General features: G+C 47.5%; 16 protein-coding genes and 2 pseudogenes. 2 read left to right on the forward strand and 16 right to left on the reverse strand.

Features of this window, described 5'->3' with window-relative positions; all coding sequences use genetic code 11:
• Positions 1 to 808 precede the first annotated feature (808 nt).
• Together JCM2765_RS12650 and pepV are read right to left on the reverse strand one after the other, a co-directional pair.
• Positions 809 to 1,273 (reverse strand): universal stress protein, encoded by a 465-nt coding sequence (locus JCM2765_RS12650; protein ID WP_054737062.1) that lies wholly within the window; start codon positions 1,271 to 1,273, stop codon positions 809 to 811.
• Between the two features lie 46 nt (positions 1,274 to 1,319).
• Complete coding sequence (pepV, locus tag JCM2765_RS12655; protein ID WP_054737052.1) at positions 1,320 to 2,729, reverse strand: dipeptidase PepV; 1,410 nt, start codon at positions 2,727 to 2,729, stop codon at positions 1,320 to 1,322.
• Between the two features lie 146 nt (positions 2,730 to 2,875).
• Between pepV and JCM2765_RS12660 the strand changes: the two genes are divergently transcribed.
• Positions 2,876 to 3,706, forward strand: a complete 831-nt coding sequence (locus JCM2765_RS12660) for an NAD(P)H-hydrate dehydratase (protein ID WP_054737053.1) — start codon at positions 2,876 to 2,878, stop codon at positions 3,704 to 3,706.
• A gap of 221 nt (positions 3,707 to 3,927) precedes the next feature.
• On the opposite strand, the gene JCM2765_RS19185 is transcribed toward JCM2765_RS12660, so the two are convergent.
• Together JCM2765_RS19185 and JCM2765_RS12665 are read right to left on the reverse strand one after the other, a co-directional pair.
• Positions 3,928 to 4,515, reverse strand: coding sequence for a polysaccharide biosynthesis C-terminal domain-containing protein (locus JCM2765_RS19185; RefSeq protein ID WP_173585550.1), 588 nt, complete (start codon positions 4,513 to 4,515; stop codon positions 3,928 to 3,930).
• Positions 4,463 to 5,590, reverse strand: a complete 1,128-nt coding sequence (locus JCM2765_RS12665; RefSeq protein WP_173585551.1) for a putative polysaccharide biosynthesis protein — start codon at positions 5,588 to 5,590, stop codon at positions 4,463 to 4,465. The genes JCM2765_RS19185 and JCM2765_RS12665 overlap by 53 nt, the downstream gene beginning before the upstream one ends.
• Positions 5,591 to 6,012: 422 nt before the next feature.
• On the opposite strand from JCM2765_RS12665, the pseudogene JCM2765_RS12670 reads away from it, so the two are divergent.
• Positions 6,013 to 6,773: pseudogene (locus JCM2765_RS12670) on the forward strand (alpha/beta hydrolase).
• A gap of 79 nt (positions 6,774 to 6,852) precedes the next feature.
• Here the strand turns inward: JCM2765_RS12670 and JCM2765_RS18335 are convergent.
• The 12 genes and pseudogenes from JCM2765_RS18335 to purE form a co-directional block, all read right to left on the reverse strand.
• Positions 6,853 to 7,092 (reverse strand): phosphoribosylglycinamide synthetase C domain-containing protein, encoded by a 240-nt coding sequence (locus JCM2765_RS18335; protein WP_263849453.1) that lies wholly within the window; start codon positions 7,090 to 7,092, stop codon positions 6,853 to 6,855.
• Positions 7,086 to 8,102 (reverse strand): phosphoribosylamine--glycine ligase, encoded by a 1,017-nt coding sequence (gene purD, locus JCM2765_RS12675; protein WP_225352096.1) that lies wholly within the window; start codon positions 8,100 to 8,102, stop codon positions 7,086 to 7,088. The genes JCM2765_RS18335 and purD overlap by 7 nt, the downstream gene beginning before the upstream one ends.
• A gap of 83 nt (positions 8,103 to 8,185) precedes the next feature.
• Positions 8,186 to 9,715, reverse strand: coding sequence for a bifunctional phosphoribosylaminoimidazolecarboxamide formyltransferase/IMP cyclohydrolase (purH, locus tag JCM2765_RS12680; protein ID WP_054737054.1), 1,530 nt, complete (start codon positions 9,713 to 9,715; stop codon positions 8,186 to 8,188).
• Positions 9,716 to 10,279, reverse strand: coding sequence for a phosphoribosylglycinamide formyltransferase (gene purN, locus JCM2765_RS12685; protein ID WP_054737063.1), 564 nt, complete (start codon positions 10,277 to 10,279; stop codon positions 9,716 to 9,718).
• Entirely contained in the window at positions 10,275 to 11,312 is a 1,038-nt protein-coding gene (gene purM / locus JCM2765_RS12690) for a phosphoribosylformylglycinamidine cyclo-ligase (RefSeq protein WP_054737055.1), read from the reverse strand. Before purM ends, purN begins: the two co-directional genes overlap by 5 nt.
• A 1-nt stretch (position 11,313) precedes the next feature.
• Entirely contained in the window at positions 11,314 to 12,768 is a 1,455-nt protein-coding gene (purF, locus tag JCM2765_RS12695) for an amidophosphoribosyltransferase (RefSeq protein WP_054737056.1), read from the reverse strand.
• Positions 12,753 to 14,969: a phosphoribosylformylglycinamidine synthase subunit PurL gene (gene purL / locus JCM2765_RS12700; RefSeq protein ID WP_054737057.1), complete on the reverse strand. Its 2,217-nt coding sequence runs from the start codon at positions 14,967 to 14,969 to the stop codon at positions 12,753 to 12,755. The genes purF and purL overlap by 16 nt, the downstream gene beginning before the upstream one ends.
• A 4-nt stretch (positions 14,970 to 14,973) precedes the next feature.
• Positions 14,974 to 15,644, reverse strand: a pseudogene (gene purQ, locus JCM2765_RS12705) (phosphoribosylformylglycinamidine synthase subunit PurQ).
• Positions 15,645 to 15,660: 16 nt separating this feature from the next.
• Positions 15,661 to 15,897 carry a phosphoribosylformylglycinamidine synthase subunit PurS gene (gene purS / locus JCM2765_RS12710; RefSeq protein ID WP_054737058.1) on the reverse strand — a complete coding sequence of 79 codons (237 nt, stop codon included), beginning with the start codon at positions 15,895 to 15,897 and terminating at the stop codon, positions 15,661 to 15,663.
• Positions 15,898 to 15,909: 12 nt separating this feature from the next.
• Positions 15,910 to 16,620 carry a phosphoribosylaminoimidazolesuccinocarboxamide synthase gene (purC, locus tag JCM2765_RS12715; RefSeq protein ID WP_420852590.1) on the reverse strand — a complete coding sequence of 237 codons (711 nt, stop codon included), beginning with the start codon at positions 16,618 to 16,620 and terminating at the stop codon, positions 15,910 to 15,912.
• A 28-nt stretch (positions 16,621 to 16,648) separates the two neighbouring features.
• Positions 16,649 to 17,770, reverse strand: a complete 1,122-nt coding sequence (gene purK, locus JCM2765_RS12720) for a 5-(carboxyamino)imidazole ribonucleotide synthase (protein WP_054737060.1) — start codon at positions 17,768 to 17,770, stop codon at positions 16,649 to 16,651.
• Positions 17,754 to 18,236 carry a 5-(carboxyamino)imidazole ribonucleotide mutase gene (gene purE, locus JCM2765_RS12725; protein WP_054737061.1) on the reverse strand — a complete coding sequence of 161 codons (483 nt, stop codon included), beginning with the start codon at positions 18,234 to 18,236 and terminating at the stop codon, positions 17,754 to 17,756. The genes purK and purE overlap by 17 nt, the downstream gene beginning before the upstream one ends.
• Positions 18,237 to 18,503 lie beyond the last annotated feature (267 nt).

Genomic DNA, 18,503 nt, shown 5'->3' on the forward strand with positions numbered 1-18,503 from the left:
CTGCGCTGGCCGGCCTGAGCCGAAGAGCGGTCTCAGTCCTCGAATTCAAGTCTCGCCAAAACCCGTGCGAGTCTTGAATTCGTCCCCGATAATTGGTGGTTGTTGGAAAATCATCAACAACCACCAATTATCGCGACACAGGCGACACAGCATACACCTAGTCGCTTACCTCCATCTTACGTTGGCGCAATTCGGCACTATCGTAGAACATCTCAAAATGCGTTGAACGGCAACACAGCGTATCCGATTGGCATAAACATGACGTGCAAGTGATACGTTTTCACAGCGCGCAAGCGTTGATTCATGACGGTTACTGAACATTGACCACAATCGTTTCTGTAGTTGACGAGTTATCTCCCAGCGTTGCTATCACACAGTTTCGTCGGTTTCAGGATGTGACAGTCAGCGATTCTAGTTACTGACAGCGCACCATGTAGCGGGAGGCGGAGGCGCGCGAGGCTCAGCAGTATCGGTATGACTTGGGCAGTCGTGCCCCGCGGGCTTCGGGGTGCGAGTGCCTTAGTCATACGCGGGTCCGGAGAAATCCGGCATGGGCGGTTTTTGCCCATTCCTAGCTCGTAGGCCCGCGACCCAGCGAAGCTTAGAAGCCTATCTGGCCACTGCGTTCCAGCCACGCATAGCGCCGGAGCTTCCCGCGGCATCCTCCCACTATAGAAAACCAGAATCACTTCACAAACTACACATGCTTACACTGGACATAAGCGACAGCAACATATCATCAATCAAAAAACAGTGCGTCATCTAGAAGGCTTACCCTTCCAGATGACGCACTGTTTTTACTCATCAATTACCGACGAACAATCAAAACATCACACGGTGCATTGGCGACCGCATAACTGGCAGTTGAACCCAACACCATCCGTTCAACCATGTTAACGCCGGTCGCCCCAAGGACAATTAAATCAGCGTCAAACAACTTCGGTAGGTGCTTACCAAGTTCCAACTTCGGATTGCCATAAGTGACATGCATCTCTACCTGAGTCACCCCAGCTTCGAGTGCTTGATCCCGGTATTTTGCAACCAATCGTTCCATTCGAAACTTAACGTCATCCAGGGCTTCTTGATTAACGCTGCCAAACCCCAGTTCAGCGGTTCCGAGGCCGATGAGTTTCCCCAAATTTAACACATTAACGAGGTACAACGTCGCTTCGTTTCGACGGGCGGCCGCAATTGCCTTTTGAACGGCACGATCAGCCTGTTTTGAGCCATCGATTCCCACAATGATCCGGTGATATTGCGCTTGGTTTGTCATCGTCATCAACTCCCTTTCTGCTAGGTTTCGATTAGTAGCCGATTAATTAAAGGTCGCCGTTCGCCAGTGCCTCAATTGAGCGACCGTAAATTGCCATCGCCAACAATAAGTCATCAACTGGTTGGAATTCATCAACTTGGTGCATCGTGTCTGGGGTGTGGGCAAATAACGCACCAAAGGCAACCCCGCGCTTCATCAAGCGACCGTAAGTCCCGCCACCGACAACTTCAGGTTCAGCCGCAGCTTCGCCAGTTAGCTCGCGGTAGGTCCCCATCAACGTCGTCACAATTGGATCTTGTGGATCAACGTAGTGAGGGACCATCTCACGGCCCTTGCTGAGTTCGAATTCGTTCGTCGTTGCAACTTTAGTCAACACAGATTGTAAGTCATCAGCCGTCATGCCCTTAGGGTAACGGAAGTTCAGAACTAAGTGACCACCCTTGCCAGCTTCAAAGGCCATCACCCCAACGTTCATGGTTAAATCACCCATGATATCATCGGTAAATGCTAACCCTAACTTGGTTACACGTGAGTCATCATGCAAGTTCCCGCCTAATAACCGCAGGAAGTTACCAGCAGCGCCACCAAAGTCAAAGCCGGCTAAGAATTGGGCCAGGTAAGTCCCAGCGTTGATGCCGTTTTTAGGTTCCATTCCGTGAGCGGCCTTCCCAATCAAGTGGAAGTGAACGCCATCGCCGTCAGTTGAAACATCACCAGTCACAGGCGCAACATCGAGGTATTTGGTAAATGCCGTCACCAAAGCTTCATTATCGTCCGTTTCAACGGTTGCAGTTGCGTCACGAGGCACCATATTTTCCCGAAGGCCGGCCGCAAAGGTCTTCAACGTGAAATCGCCGGCGTTCGTACCAGGGGTGGTCAACGTAAAGCTAACGTTCCCCTTTTCACCGTTGATCAATGGAAATTCAGCATCGGGTGAGAAGCCCATCGTTGGTTCCGGTTGGGTTTCAAAGTAGTGGGTCATCCCCGTCCAGTCGCTTTCTTCGTCGGTTCCGAGAATGAAGCGGACCTTTTTGTTGAGCTTGATACCCTGTTCCTTCAAAATCTTTAAACCGTAGTAGGCAGCTAAGGCTGGTCCCTTATCATCTGAGGTTCCCCGGCCATATGCATTGCCATCCTTCAAGGTCAGTTTGAATGGTTCAGTTGACCAACCTTCACCAGCTGGCATCACGTCAACATGGGCTAAAATCGCAATGGTCTCGTCGCCTTCGCCATATTCAACGAAACCAGCTAAATTATCTAAGTTAGTGGTTTTAAAACCATCTCGTTCCGCCATATCTAAAAACGCCTTTAGCGCTTTAGCAGGGCCGGGACCTAGTGGCGTCTCAGCCGTTGCCTGGCTATCGTCACGAACACTTTCGATCGCAATTAAGTTAGTTAAATCATCTAAGTAGGCCGCGCGGTGTGTCTCGGCGGTCGCTTTCCAGTCAATGGTCATTTGAATGCCTCCAATTATAGGTTACACCTTTATTTTATCATAATTGGCACAAAACCGGCTGTGAAAGCCATTAGTATCGCGATTCTTCCGGTGAGTGTGTATACTGAAGGAGAGCATAACAATTCGATGATTGTGAGATGTTTTTAATGCAAATTTTAACTGATACGATTCTCAACCAGACGATCCGAGTTCGTCCAGCTGAGAGCCACAAAGGCACTTACGGCCGTGTCTGTCTGGTTGGCGGTAATGACCACTATGGTGGCGCCATTATCATGGCCACCGAAGCCAGCGTTTATAGCGGTGCGGGGCTTAATACCGCGTTGACTGATCCAATTAACTTTACTAGCCTACACGCTCGGTTACCTGAAGCCATGGTAGCTGATTTTTCCAATCAAGCTGATTTAACGAGCTTGGTTACGGCGGCAAATACAATCGTGATTGGTCCCGGTCTGGGGACAACTGACCAGAGTCGTCAGGTACTCGATGCTGTTTTCAAACTTGTGACGCCAGCTCAAACGTTGATTATTGATGGCTCAGCTATCGACCTCGTTGCGCAAAATCAGTTAACGTTGCCCGTTGCCCATTTGGTATTTACGCCACATCAAATGGAGTGGCAACGCCTATCTGGCATCAAAATTGCGGACCAAACGGATGACGCCAATCGAGTCATCCGTGACCAACTTAACGGAACGGTCGTTTTAAAGGCCCACCGCACCAAAATCTATACGGCGAGTGAAATCTACCTTAATTCGGTTGGCACGCCGGCGCAAGCTACTGGCGGGATGGGTGATACGCTTGCTGGGATGGTTGGTGGTTTTACTGCTCAGTTTGCTGATCAAGATCAGGCGGTGTTGGCGGCGGTCTACGCCCATAGTCGGATTGCGGATGAATTGGCCGAACAGCAGTATGTGGTGTTGCCGACTCAGATTATGCATGAGCTGCCGCGGTTTATGAAGCGGCATCAGGCGTTGGAATAGTTATTGAGATGTTAAAACGCGCTTGGAAACCTTTTTGGAAGGCTTCCAAGCGCGTTTTTTGATGTTTTTTAGAGATTGGTTCGTTAATGTCCTCGAGACTAAACGTGTTCCACAAAACTGAAAGCTGCACCTAAGCCACTCCCGACATAAAGCCGAAACCCGCGACTTTCTGCCGGGAGTGGCTTAGGCTCCGCTTTCAACCCGTTTTGTTCCACACTCTACTACTTAATCCTCAACAACCGTCTCAACCGAGCCGTCCGTTCCCCCAGCACCGTATCCGCCAACCGGGTTTTGAGTACGAAGTAGACGTACACGTAACCGGCAATGCCGACTGCTAGGATGACGATAATGAGACTGCCCACTCGAGAATCGACGGTCATGATATGACCCAGACCACTACTTACCAATCGGACGATCATGTTAGCTAGCAGACACATAATCAGTGAAAAGCCCAAGATACCGTTGGTTTTCTTTGCAATACCCTGATAATCAACCCCGAACGCTTGGTTTAGCCAACTAACGATTAAAACGTTCGCCACAACGAAGCCAATCATCGTGGCAACCAACGGTCCAAACACGCCCATATAGTGCACACAAGGCCATTGGAGCGCTAATTTGACGATTGTTCCAACCGCAAAGTAGCGCACTGCCCGCTTATTTTGCGATACGCCTTGCATGATTGCCGAAGTCACGCTGAACAACCCCAGCATGATCGACACAAACGAAGAGAACGCCAAAACTGCGGTTGCGAGTGCCTTATGAGACACACCGTAGAACACGATGTTTAACGGATGCGCAATAGCTGCCATCAAGTGCACTGGGAATCATCACAAATTCAAATAACAGCACCGCATTGGTGATCTGCTTACTTAAATCGCGCTTATCTCCCCGTGTAAAGGCCTCGGAGAGTAAGGGCACCGCCGTGATGGCTAACGCTGACGACAGCGACACCGTGATCATGATCAACTTGTTGGCATTCACGCTAAACATTGCAAATAAATCATTAAGCACTGTTTCGTTCGTCACACCAGTCGTTCGCATAATTTTGAAGAACGTAAATTGATCGATCAGTTGGAAAATTGTAATACCCGCACCCAGCACGATAAACGGTAACGCTTGCTGTAAAATTTCATGGTAAAGCTGTTTAGCCGGTACTACAATTTGATTTTCGCTATTGGCAACCAAGTTTTGAAACGTTGGCCGATTTTTAAGGTAGTACCAAACCAAAGTTAAAATCCCGGCAATTGCCCCAACACACGCTGCAAACGTCGACTGTGAGACCGCCGTGATCCAACTCCCATGCAACACTCGCATGATGATAAACGCTGACCCCAGCATGTACAAAACTCGCGCTAACTGCTCCACGAATTGAGAAATTGCCGAGGGCGCCATTTGTTGATATCCCTGAAAAAAGCCTCGTGATAAACTCATCACTGGAATGATCAGCACCGCCCAAGCTAACGAATGTAACACAGGTACCACCCGGGCATCACCACCATCAAAAAGTGGTGCGCCAAAGTACAGTAACGCCGCACAAACAATTCCCGTGATGGCAGCCAGTACAAACCCATGCTTGTAAAGCCGGAAGCCGACCCCGTACTCATTCATCGCGTTGTAGTGGGCAACTTGTTTGGCAATCGCGGATGGGATCCCAGCAATTGCTGCAATTAAGAAGAAACTATAGATGTTGTACCCTTTACCATAGAGCGCATTCCCCTGAAAAAAGTAACTGCCAAACCAAATGCCCCACGGGATAATGTAAATTGCCCCTAAAATTCTAGAAAAAATACTGCCGGCCGTCATCCAAGCCGACCCCCGAACCATCTGATCCTGTGCATCAGTTGTCGGAGTCAAGGTGTCATCCTTTTTAGACATCTCCGTCATTCAAAAACCCTGCTTTCGTTACGCGTCATTTAAGTCCCTATTATTTTAATCTGTTTCCAGAAGTCACGCAATCCATTTTAGCAAAGTTTAACCTTCCGTTGACCGTTAATTGACGGGGATTAGTTCACTGTTCAATTCTCAGTTGACTGATTGAATTTGGCGACTCCCACGTGACACTTAGTTAAGAATCCCTAAAACTCCGGATTATCGCCTTAGTTTTCTAATCCACGATGGAAACTCTGTTATAATAATAGCTAATCGTTTCGAACTAAGGAGGATTATCCTTGAAAAGTAAAAAGCTACTACTGGCCGTCATTGTGACGTTGGTAGTTGGGCTGTTGATTGGGGTTCGCGTGGCACAAGTTGCCCAGCAACGCTACGTCAAACGGCACTACCAGTTTTCCAGTACGCCAACCATTTTCGTGCACGGTTGGACCGGTGGCAAGGCCTCTGAGCAACTTATGGTCGATTCTGCTGAAGACCTGCACGTTGCCAAACACAAGATGACGATCCGGGTTCGAGCGGATGGCACGTTAAAAATCAAAGGCCACCTCAACCATCGTCAAAAAAACCCAATCATTGAAGTCATTTTTAATAATAACCGGGCTGGTGAACTCCAAGATGCTGCCTGGCTAAAAACAATCATGCACCGCTTAAAAACCGAATATGGCGTCACGCACTATAACGCCGTGGGTCACTCCATGGGTGCTTATGCGTGGACTTATTACAACATGGATGTTAGCAACCAAAAGGCTATCCAAAGCTAAACCGGGCCGTATTGATTGCGGGGCCGTATGACGGCATCATCAATAATCACAAGCTTAATCAGCCACTAACGCTACCGTTAAGTAAGCTTTGGGATGATCACCCGAATGAGAATCGACTCCTTAAAAACGGGAAACCTAAAATTATCCGGCCGGAGTACAAGTTACTCTTAAAACTTCGTGATCGATTCCCAAAACAAGCTAAAGTGCTTAATATTTACGGTGACTTAAACGATGGGTCTCATTCGGATGGCGTCGTTACGATGCCGTCCGCCCGTTCACTCGGTTACCTATTACGTAATCGAGTTGCCGCTTATCGAGAATACCGGGTTACTGGTCCAACCGCTCAGCATAGTAAGTTACACCAACATAATTTGACCGTTAATCGCACCCTGATCAACTTTTTATGGGGCAAATAATCGTTCAACAACCCAAGACGCACGCTTGATGATTCCTAATTGGAATTTATCAAGCGTGCGCCTTTTATTATCTGTTCAGTTATTGTTCAATCGCATGAAAGCCAATGTCATGTCTAAACGTATAGGCACTCGCATCAACCACCCGATCCAGTGTTTGATTAACTTGCTGCTGTGCCGTCTTCAAATCTGCTGCTTTAGCGGTCACCATCAAAACCCGGCCGCCATGACTGACAACCTGACTGTTTTCGGTTGCCACACCCGCATAGCTAATCAGCAGTTGTGGATCATCAAATTGCGGCAATGGTCGGCCGTTCACCACTGACCGAGGATAATCCCGAGAGGCAACGACTGCACCAAGGTAGTATTGGCCCTGTTGCATTTTGCGACTGGTGTTTCACCAGCCAATAGTCCCAAAATCAGCTCACCAAGGTCGCTTTCAAGTTGTGGCATCACAACTTGGGTTTCAGGATCACCCATCCGCACGTTAAATTCAATCACTTTGATGCCTTGAGCCGTTCGAATCAGGCCAGCATATAGGAATCCTGAAAACGGCGTGCCGTTGGCAACTAAGCCCTTTAATACGGGGCGAATCACCGTATCAATGGCAACTTGTTCAATATCGGCCGTAATTTGAGGAACCGGACTGTAGGCGCCCATTCCACCGGTGTTAGGTCCCGCGTCACCGTCACTCAACCGTTTATGATCTTGAGCAACCGGTAACGTCATAAATTCGGTGCCATTCACCATCGCAAACAGTGAGAATTCTTCGCCGTCGAGGTAATCTTCAATCAATAACTTTGTCTGATCACCAGCCATGAGTTGCTTAACAGCTTGCACCGCCTCCGATTGCGTTTTCGCAATGATAACTCCTTTTCCGGCAGCTAATCCATCTGCTTTGATCACTAACGGTGCCGGTTGTTGCGTGACGTAACGTAATGCTTCATCCACATCAGTAAATTCTTGATAGGCGGCTGTAGGCACGCCGCTCTCAGCCATAATCCGCTTAGCGAACGTTTTGGAGGACTCTAACTGGGCTGCTGCTTGCTGTGGGCCGAACACACGTAGTTGGCGTTCTTGAAACGCGTCAACGATGCCCTGAGAAAGTGGTTGTTCGGGACCAACGACCGTACAGACAACGTCTTGTTGTTCGGCAAAATCAGCCAATGCGTTGAAATCGAGTTCATCAATTTTAACCGGAATCACCCGGTCCATCTTTGCCATCATTGGATTACCGGGTGCAACGTAGACCTGTCGGGTCGCCTTTTTAGCTAAAGTTTGCGCAATTACATATTCTCGACCACCGCTACCAATCACTAGCCATTTTTCCATGTCAATCCCTCTTTCATTAAATGTATGTACACGAAAACACCCAGTCTCCTAAAGTGATCCCCGGTGTTTTCAAAGGTGCTTGTTTAGTGTTTGAAGTGACGGACGCCCGTGAAGACGAGGGCAATCCCATATTCGTTCGCTTTATCGATTGATTGCTGATCCTTGATACTGCCACCAGGTTCAACAACTGCCTTGATGCCATTTTGAGCTGCAAACTCAACACAATCATCCATTGGGAAGAATGCATCGGAAGCAACGATGGCATCCGCAAAGCCCGGTTTGTCCTTCGCTTTATCGATTGCAATCTTAACCGAATCAATTCGGTTCATCTGCCCGGCACCAACCCCAAGCGTTTGGTGATCAGTTGTGACGACAATGGCGTTACTCTTCACATGTTTAACAACGGTTTGACCGAATTCTAGCGCCGCTAACTGGGCCTCAGTCGGCTGAGTCTCAGAAACCACTTTAAAGTCCGAAATCGTTTCATGAGCCGTATCTGCTTCTTGATACAGTGCCCCACCTAAAACCGTGACCGTATCCTTGTGATCCACCTTCACTTTACCAAAGTCGAGTGTCAGCAAGCGTAGGTTCTTCTTCTTTGCCAAAACGGCGTAAGCATCATCATCAAAGGCTGGTGCAATGATGATTTCCAAGAATAAGGCGTGCATCTTCTCAGCGGTGGCCAAATCGACTTTTCGGTTCAAGGCGATGATCCCGCCAAAAATTGAAATTGGGTCAGATTCGTAGGCTAAGTTCCATGCTGACAACAGCGAATCACTCACGCCAATGCCACACGGATTCATGTGCTTCAATGCAACTACCGCTGGCTTGTCAAAATCGGCAATCATCCGTAAAGCAGCATCCGCGTCCCGAAGGTTATTGTAAGATAATGCCTTCCCGTGTAACTGAGTCGCATTGGCCAGTGAATACGTATCTGGAATTGGTTCCTTATAGTAGGCGGCCTTTTGGTGACTGTTTTCACCGTAACGCATATCTTCGACTTTTTCGTAAGTCAACGTTAACTTTTCTGGGAACTCTTCGGTGGTCATGTAACTGGCGATCAACGCATCGTAAGCTGCCGTCTGACGAAAGACTTTGGCTGATAATTCGCGGCGATATGCTTCATCCGCAGTACCATTATCAAATTTTTCGATAAATGATGCATAATCGGCCTGATCCGTAATGACTGTTACATCCCGGAAGTTTTTAGCAGCTGCCCGAAGCATCGATGGGCCGCCAATATCAATTTGTTCGATTGCTTCGGCATCCGTTACGCCGTCCTTTTGAATCGTTTCTTTAAATGGATACAAATTAACACAGATGACATCAATTGGATCAATGTGGTGTTCCGCTAACTTCGCCATGTGTTCCGGATCGTCGCGCTTAGCCAAAATACCCGCGTGAATGCGTGGGTGTAACGTCTTGACCCGACCATCCAGCATTTCTGGAAAACCAGTTACATCTTCAACAGCGGTCGCAGCAACACCTGCATCCAACAGCGTTTTCAGCGTACCGCCAGTGGAAATCACCTTAAAGCCACGGTCAGTTAACTGTGATGCAAATTCAACGATTCCTGTTTTATCAGAAACACTCAACAATGCTAATTTAGCCAATTAAAGCACTCCTTTTTCAATTAAATAACGAACGGTATTTGGATATAACTCGTGTTCAACAGCGTGGATCTTTGCTTCTAACGACTCAAGCGTGTCATCTTCGTCTCGATGAACGGGCGCCTGTTCGATAATTTCACCAGTGTCAACACCATCATCAACAAAGTGAATCGTGACGCCGGTTACTTTGACCCCAGCCGCATACGCATCATCAATTCCATGGCGACCAGGAAATGATGGTAATAGTGCTGGATGAATATTAATAATTTTTCGTGGAAAGGCCGCCAACAACGTTTTACCAACGATTCGCATGTACCCTGCAAGTAATAGAAAATCGACTTTGTAAGGTGCTAAATCATTTAAAAGTTGCTGCTCTCGTTGAACCTTACTGACGCCACGATGAATTTCGGATAACACGACTGGCACGTTGTGATTGACAGCCCGCTGAACAACTCGCGCATCCGCATGGTCGCAAACCACGACCGCAATCTCAATCGGTAAACTGGCGTTGATCAACGCCTCAAAGTTAGTCCCGTTTCCGGAAGCAAATACCGCTGCCCGCTTAATTTGCGTATTCGACTGGTTGCTCACGCCGGTTCACCACCTTACCGATAACTTGGAATGGCGTTGTTTGTTGCGTTAACGTCGTTGTGACTTGTTCAACTTCGCTTGCTGGGACCACTAAGACCATCCCGATGCCCATGTTGAAGACTTGGCGCATCTCGTCTTCCGAAATTTGCCCCTGTTCCTGTAAAAAGTTAAAGATTGCTGGTACTTGCCAGCTGGTAGCATCGATTTCGGCAGTCAATTCATCCGGAATCATGCGACCTAAGTTATCTGCCAAGCCACCACCGGTGATATTCGCTGCGGCGTGAAGTTGCCCGGCCTGCACGAGTGGATAAACACTGTGATAGTACAGCGTTGTTGGAGTCAGCAACTCGTCAATTAAGGGTTGGGTTAATGTTGCGTACGTATGGTTCAGATCAAGCTTCGCGTCAGCAACAATTTTTCGAACAAGTGAATATCCGTTGGAATGAATACCGCTGGATGATAAGCCAATTAGCACATCACCAGCCTGTACTTTTTCGGCGCCTAATAGGGCGGCTTTATCGGCCAAACCAACTGCGAACCCACTTAAATCATAATCGTCATTCTTGTAGATACCTGGCATCTCAGCCATTTCACCACCAATTAAGGAAAGTCCCGCTTGACGACAACCTTCAGCAATACCTTTGACAACCGTTGTGACCCGTTGTGGATCCAAGCTACCAAGCCCTAAGTAGTCTAAGAAAAATAATGGTTTTGCCCCTTGTGCCAACACATCGTTGGCGCACATGGCGACAAGGTCAATGCCAATGGTCTCGTGCTTATCAGCCGCAATCGCTAACATCAGCTTTGTCCCAACGCCATCCGTTCCAGAAATCAGGACGGGTTGTTGGTACTGGCCCATTAACCCGGTTAATTCATATTCAGCGCCAAAACCGCCTAACCCATGCAAGACGTTTTCGTCATGAGTTTGATTCACAATTTCCTTAATATCTTGAACTGCTGCTTCGCCAGCATGGATGTTGACACCGGCTTCTTCATATTGACTTACCAACTTAATTCGCTCCTTCGTACAATCCTAATCGGGTGACTTCGGCATCAAATCCGGCCTGATAATCGTAGAGTGGTGTTGGATAGTTACCATCAAAGTATGCGGTACATAGGCCATGATTGGCACTATCATTCAATGCACCAATCGACTCAACCAAGCCATCCACACTGAGATAAGCTAGTGAATCAGCCTCGATTAAATCCCGAATTTCATCAACCGTATTGTTGGCGCCAATCAGTTCCTTAGTTGTTTGAATATCGATGCCATAGTAACAAGGAAATTTAAGTACCGGTGACGCAATTCGAACGTGAACCGATTTAGCACCGGCGCGCTTCAGTAAGCGCACAATGTACTTACTTGTCGTTCCCCGGACGATGGAATCATCGACTAAAACAACGTCTTTGCCAGCAACCACCGATTTCACAACTGAAAGCTTCATTGAGACACCTCGGTCACGTTTCGCTTGAGTGGGTTCAATAAAGGTTCGTGCAACGTACTGATTCTTGATCATACCCATATCGTAATGGATACCACTGGCTTGGGCGTAACCAATCGCCGCTGAAAGCGAGGAGTTCGGAACGCCAATCACGACATCCGCTTTAACCGGGTGCTCTTGGGCGACTTTGGCCCCCATCCGCTTGCGGGCATCATGGACGCTAATGCCACGAATAATTGAATCTGGCCGCGCAAAATAAATGTACTCCATCGAACAAATTGCCAGATGCGTATCAGTTGTAAAATGTTGGATGCTCATCCCATCATTATTCACAATGATAATTTCGCCGGGTTCTACATCCCGAACGAAAGATGCGCCAACTTGATCTAAGGCACAGGTCTCACTACAGATCACAGTGCCACCATCTGGTAATTCGCCAATGACGAGTGGCCGGAAGCCATTTGGATCAAGAGCGGCAATCATGGCATTGGGCGTCATTAGCAGATACGCAAACCCACCGTGCACATGGTTAAGGGCGGCAATTAACTGGCCCGCAAAGCTTGGTTCGTTACTGGTTTGAATCAACTCTCCCAGTAATTCACTATCGGAAGTCGCTTGGAAAGTGACCCCCTTCGCTAATAATTCTTGACGGATCTGATTTGCGTTGGTGAGATTACCGTTATGGGCAAGCGCAAATTCACCAACTTCTGGATGCTCGAATTGCATTGGTTGAATGTTTTCAACGCCGTGATTACCAGCAGTCGCATAGCGAACGTGGCCAATGGCGGCGTCGCCTGTCAGCTGGTGAAGCGCTTCAGGATCACGACTGAAAACTTCGCCTAATAATCCTAACCCACGGTGTCGGTGGAAGGTGCCTTGGTCGTTACTCACGATACCGGCGCCCTCTTGCCCTCGATGTTGCAGACTATGCAAGCCATCATAGGTGAGTTGGGCAGCGTTGGGACTCCCCCAAACGCCGAATAACCCACATTCTTCATTGAGGCCTTTTACTTCATTAAACAATCCAACGCACCTCCGTACGTAGCTTTCAAAGCTGCCACATCAGCCACTAACTGCCCATCTGCCGTCTGGATGTTGAGTTCTGGTTGACTGGTGGTTGTGCCTAAACGAGTTGCTTGTTCGCCGGCTAATTGTTCAAATGCAGCTTGGTTGGCCGGTGCGACACTGACCACGAAACGAGACTGCGTTTCAGCAAATAATTGGCGGTTAAGCAACGTTGTTGTCCCGGTTAAACCAAGTTTTTGACCAAAAAGTGATTCTGCAAGCGCAACCCCGAGACCACCTTCACTCAAGTCGTGCGCACTATTCAGTAAGCCGCGCTTGATGGCTTGTTGAACCAACGTTTGATGAGCAGCTTCCGTTGCAAGATCGAAGTTAAGTGCACCAGACAAGTCACCAACTTGCATCTTTTGCAACTCGGAACCACTGAAATCATCACCAGTTTCACCAATGACGTAAACCAAATCACCAGCTTGTTTAAAGTCTTGGGTCGTAATTTGATCAATATCTTCAATTAAGCCCACCATCCCAATCATTGGGGTTGGGTAAATGGCTTGACCATCAGTTTCATTATACATCGACACATTTCCGGAAATAACTGGCGTATCAAATTGTTGGCAGGCGTTAGCAATCCCTTGAACGGATTGATCTAATTCCCAGATGCTTTCAGGATCATCGGGACTCCCGAAGTTTAAGCAGTCAGTAATTCCGATTGGAATGCCACCACTAGCAACAATGTTTCGAGCGGCTTCACTAACAGCAATTTGACCGCCAACGTATGGATCGAGGTAAATGTAGCGACCATTACAATCAGTTGTCATGGCAAGTGCCTTACGCGTATGCCGAACCCGAACAACTGCCGCATCGCTCCCAGGAGTAACTGCCGTGTTCGCTTGCACTTGTGAATCATACTGCCGGAACACAGACTTCTTTGATGCGATCGTTGGTTGAGCCAACAAAGCAGTTAAGGTTGCTTGAGGGTCGGTAATTTCCGGTACAAATGCTGTCACCGGCTTTAACAACCGCTTTGGCTTTTCGCTAGGTTGTTCGTGTTCAACCACGTCATCAACTAAAGTGGTCACTGGAACATCGGTCACGAGTTCACCATGTTGATACAGGCGATACTGACGGTCTTCAGTCACGTGGCCAACGACCACAGCGTCAAGTTCGTAACGATCGAAGATGTCGAGAACCGTTTGTTCCTCACCCTTCTTCACGCAAAGCAACATCCGCTCTTGCGATTCAGACAACATGATTTCGTAAGCACTCATTCCAGTTTCACGTTGCGGCACCTTGTCCAAATCCATGGTGACCCCAAACTTAGCTTTGGCCGCCATTTCAGCGGAAGACGATACCAGACCGGCGGCACCCATGTCTTGAATACCCATTAAGATGTCAGAGTGATCGTGGATAATCTCTAGACAAGCATCCGTTAACAATTTTTCCATAAACGGATCGCCAACCTGAACGGCAGAACGATCAGCTTCTTTTTCTTCACTAAATTCGTTAGAGGCAAATGTAGCACCGTGAATTCCGTCACGACCTGTTTTGGCGCCAACGTAGATAATGCTATTGCCAGAACCCGTTGCCCGGCCCTTCTTTAAATCCGCTTGGTCCATCAGGCCAACGCACATCACGTTAACCAGTGGATTACCGTGATACACATCGTCAAACGCAATCTCACCACCAACGGTTGGAATCCCAATACAGTTCCCATAAGCCGCGATGCCGGAGACGATTTCGCTTAACAAGTAGCGGTTCTTAGGATCCGTTAGTTCACCGAAGCGAAGACTATCTAACGAAGCGATTGGCTTAGCCCCCATCGAGAAGATGTCTCTGATAATGCCACCAACACCGGTAGCGGCGCCTTCATAGGGTTCCACAAAACTTGGGTGATTATGACTCTCTGCTTTAAAAACGACCGCTTGACCATCGCCAATATCCAAAACGCCGGCGCCTTCGCCCGGTCCTTGGATCACGCGACTACCATCATTCCAGAACTTACGTAGGAATGGTTTCGAATTCTTGTACGAACAGTGTTCACTCCACATCACCGCAAACAAGCCGGTTTCAGTATAGTTAGGTAAGCGACCTAGTAATTTATCCGCAATGTAGTCGTATTCTTGCTCTGATAATCCCCATGCTTCGTAGGGTTTTTGTTCTCGAATTTGTTCTGGCGTTGGTTCCGTTCGTAATTGTTGCATTGATTTACACCGTCCTTGCGTTTGCTTGCCGAAGAGATTCAAAGACGCCTAGGCCATCACGACCACCTAAAATAGCTTCCACCGCACGTTCAGGATGTGGCATCATACCAAGTACGTTACCAGCTTCGTTGGTGATTCCAGCAATGTCAGCGACGCTCCCATTAGGGTTCGCACCGTACGTGAATGCGATTTGATGATTGGCTTTTAATTGGCTAACGTGTCATCATCACAGTAATAATTCCCCTCGCCGTGCGCAATTGGTAACGTAATTTGGGTACCAGCATCGAATTGGTTGGTGAAGGCTGTTTGGTTATTTTCAACGATCAGTGGTTCTGGTTCACAAATAAACTGCATGTTGCGGTTATGTTGGAGGGTGCCGGGAAGCAGGCCAGCTTCGGTTAAAATCTGAAACCCGTTGCAAATGCCCAACACTGGAAATCCCTCGGTAGCCAATCGTTTCACTTCAGTCATTACCGGTGCAAATTTAGCGATTGCACCCGTTCGGAGATAGTCACCGTATGAGAAACCGCCTGGTACCAAAACAGCGTCAAACCCGCTTAAATCAGTTGCCGTATGGGGAACGATGGTTGCTTCTTCGTGTAGCGCATCAACGATAGCGTAGTACAAATCTTCATCACAGTTTGATCCAGGAAAGCTCACCACTGCAAATTTCATTGATTAGCCAACTCCTTTACATCATAACGGTAGGTTCCATGTTGGGATTGGCTAAAAGTCGATCACAAATGGCTTCAATCTCAGCTTCAGCATCCGCGGCTGAATCAGCGGACAAGGTGACTTCAAAGTATTTTCCTTGAGTCACATCCGTTACGGTATCAAAATCTAACCGGTGCATGGCGTCTTTAATCGCAACCCCTTGTGGGTCAAGAATCGATGGCTTGTAAGTGACGTGAATTTGGGCAAGATACATTTGAAAAACCTCCTATTGAACGGTCGTTTGTAAACGCGCGAGAACGGTACGATAACCAGTCATAACGTCGCCGGTATGTTTCCGGAAAACGTCCTTATCCAATGAATCATGAGTTTTGGCATCAACTAATCGACATGAATCAGGTGAAATTTCGTCACCGAGAATCAAGTTACCATCGGCATCAAAACCAAATTCAAGTTTAAAGTCGACTAACGTAATCCCAGCTTTATCAAATAACGCCTGAAGCGCATCGTTAACTTTAAGTGCTTGTTCCCGGACTAATTTAAGTTGATCCTTAGTGGCAATTTTGAGCGCGTGAATCTGAGAATCGTTGATAAATGGATCATCTAGTCGATCACTCTTATAAAAGAATTCTTGAACGGGTTCGTCAAAGCTTGCTAAATATTCTGTATCAAATTTTCGTTGGAAACTACCTGAAGCGCGATTTCGAATCACAACTTCTAGTGGCAACATCGTCATCTTTTTCACTAATTGATCACTCTCAGATAACTGTTTAATGAAGTGGGTTGGAATCCCCTGTTGACCAAGATAATTGTAGATTAAACAATCAATTTGGTTGTTGACGATACCCTTATCATCAACGTGTTCTTTACGCTTACCGTTTAGTGCAGTTGCTTGGTTCAAATAATGTACCCGAATCACATTTTCATCGTCTGTTTCAAATAACTGCTTTGCTTTACCTTCATTAATCAATGTTGCCAATCTCTTCAGATCCCTTCTGATTATCTCATTATCTAAACTGATTCACAGATGCTAACAACGATTCAATGTTACTACCGGTAACGGTGATATGCCCCATCTTTCGGCCAGGTCGAATCTCAGCTTTCCCGTAGTCGTGCAGGTGCCATTCTGGATGTTGCGCCCAACCCTCACGACCAGCCACCAACGCGTCACCAAGTAAGTTCACCATGACGGCCGGCTCAAACTGCTTAATCGCTGGAATCGGTAAGCCGCAAATACTACGGATATGTGCGTCAAACTGAGAAACGTTGCAAGCCTCAATTGAATAGTGCCCTGAGTTATGTGGCCGTGGTGCCAATTCGTTGATCATGAGGCGGTCATCATCTAGCTCAAAAAGTTCGATGCCTAACACCCCTCGAAGTTGCAATGCTTCAGCTGTTTGACGCGCAATTTGATCCGCAGCCTGACGAACCGACTCATCAATTCGAGCTGGGACAATACTGGTATGAAGAATGTGGTGTTGATGAATGTTTTCACTCACCGGAAATGTGATGACGTGATCTCGTCCATCTCGAGTCACCATGACGGAAAGTTCTTTAACGAACGACTGTCGTAATTCATAAATCCACTCGGTTTGATTAATTTCAGCTTCAATCTTAGCCCAATCGGTTTTGTCATTGATATCGAATTGACCGTGGCCATCATAACCACCTTCAACCGTCTTGAGTAAACCAGGTTGCCCAATGTCGTTAATGGCCGCTTGTAAGTCGGCCATTGATTTAACGGAAGCGTATGGAGTAACCGGTAGTTGATGTTGTCGGCAAAAATCTTTTTCTCGAAGTCGATGACTAGTGATTGTGAGCAACTCAATTCCCTGCGGAATCTGAGTTAACTCAGCGACCTGACTCAAACTAGCTTGATCGACGTTTTCAAATTCGTAAGTCAACACATCGCTTCGACGTGCTAGTTCGGTTAATGCTGCTTGATCATCGTAATCAGCGGTGAGTTGAAAATCAGCGACTTGCCCAGCCGGTGCGTTAGGTGTTGGATCCAACACCCCAACTTGATAGCCCATCGCTTTAGCGGATAGTGCCATCATCTGGCCAAGCTGTCCGCCGCCGATAATCCCAATCGTTGATGGCGGCAAAATGGGCTTAGTGTAATTGCGCATTACTCTCAATGGCCTCCTCTGTCTGTCGCTTGCGGTAGGCCTGTAATTGTTGATCGACGTCTGAATCTTGAAGTGCAATGATTTCTGCGGCAAATAACGCGGCATTCTTAGCCCCCGCGTTGCCAATCGCCATTGTTCCAACTGGCACACCCGCCGGCATCTGAACGATTGAGAGCAGCGAATCCATCCCGTTTAATGCGTGGGATTGAACGGGCACCCCGATAACGGGAACCGTTGTATTGGCTGCTAACATTCCTGGCAGGTGAGCTGCCCCACCAGCAGCCGCAATAATCGTTTGATATTGTTCGGCTTTTGCAGATTCACCAAACTGTTGAAGTTCCTGTGGCATTCGGTGAGCAGAAATAACGTGAGTATCGTAACTAACATGTAATTCGGTAAGCAAATCAGCCGTCTGTTTGACAGTCGGCCAATCAGAAATTGATCCCATTACAAGTGCAACTTGCATCTTCAAAATCTCCTTCGCTTTTAGTACCCCTAGCGTACCAACTGAATTTAAAACTGTCAATACAAATCTCGAACTATTTTATCAATGATATATTTATCGTTCGGTTTTAGTGAAACGTTTTATCAATTATTTCTAATTGGTGTCGCGTCGCTTTACAGCTTGGTTTGTTTGGCTAATCAGTCTGTCGTTTGTGTCCAGCGTAAGCATGTTTAGTTTGTGAAGTATGGTGATTCTGGTTTTCTGATAGTTGAAGGATGCCGCGGGAGG

The sequence above is a fragment of the Secundilactobacillus similis DSM 23365 = JCM 2765 genome (assembly GCF_001311075.1).
GTDB classification, from domain to species: Bacteria; Bacillota; Bacilli; order Lactobacillales; family Lactobacillaceae; genus Secundilactobacillus; species Secundilactobacillus similis.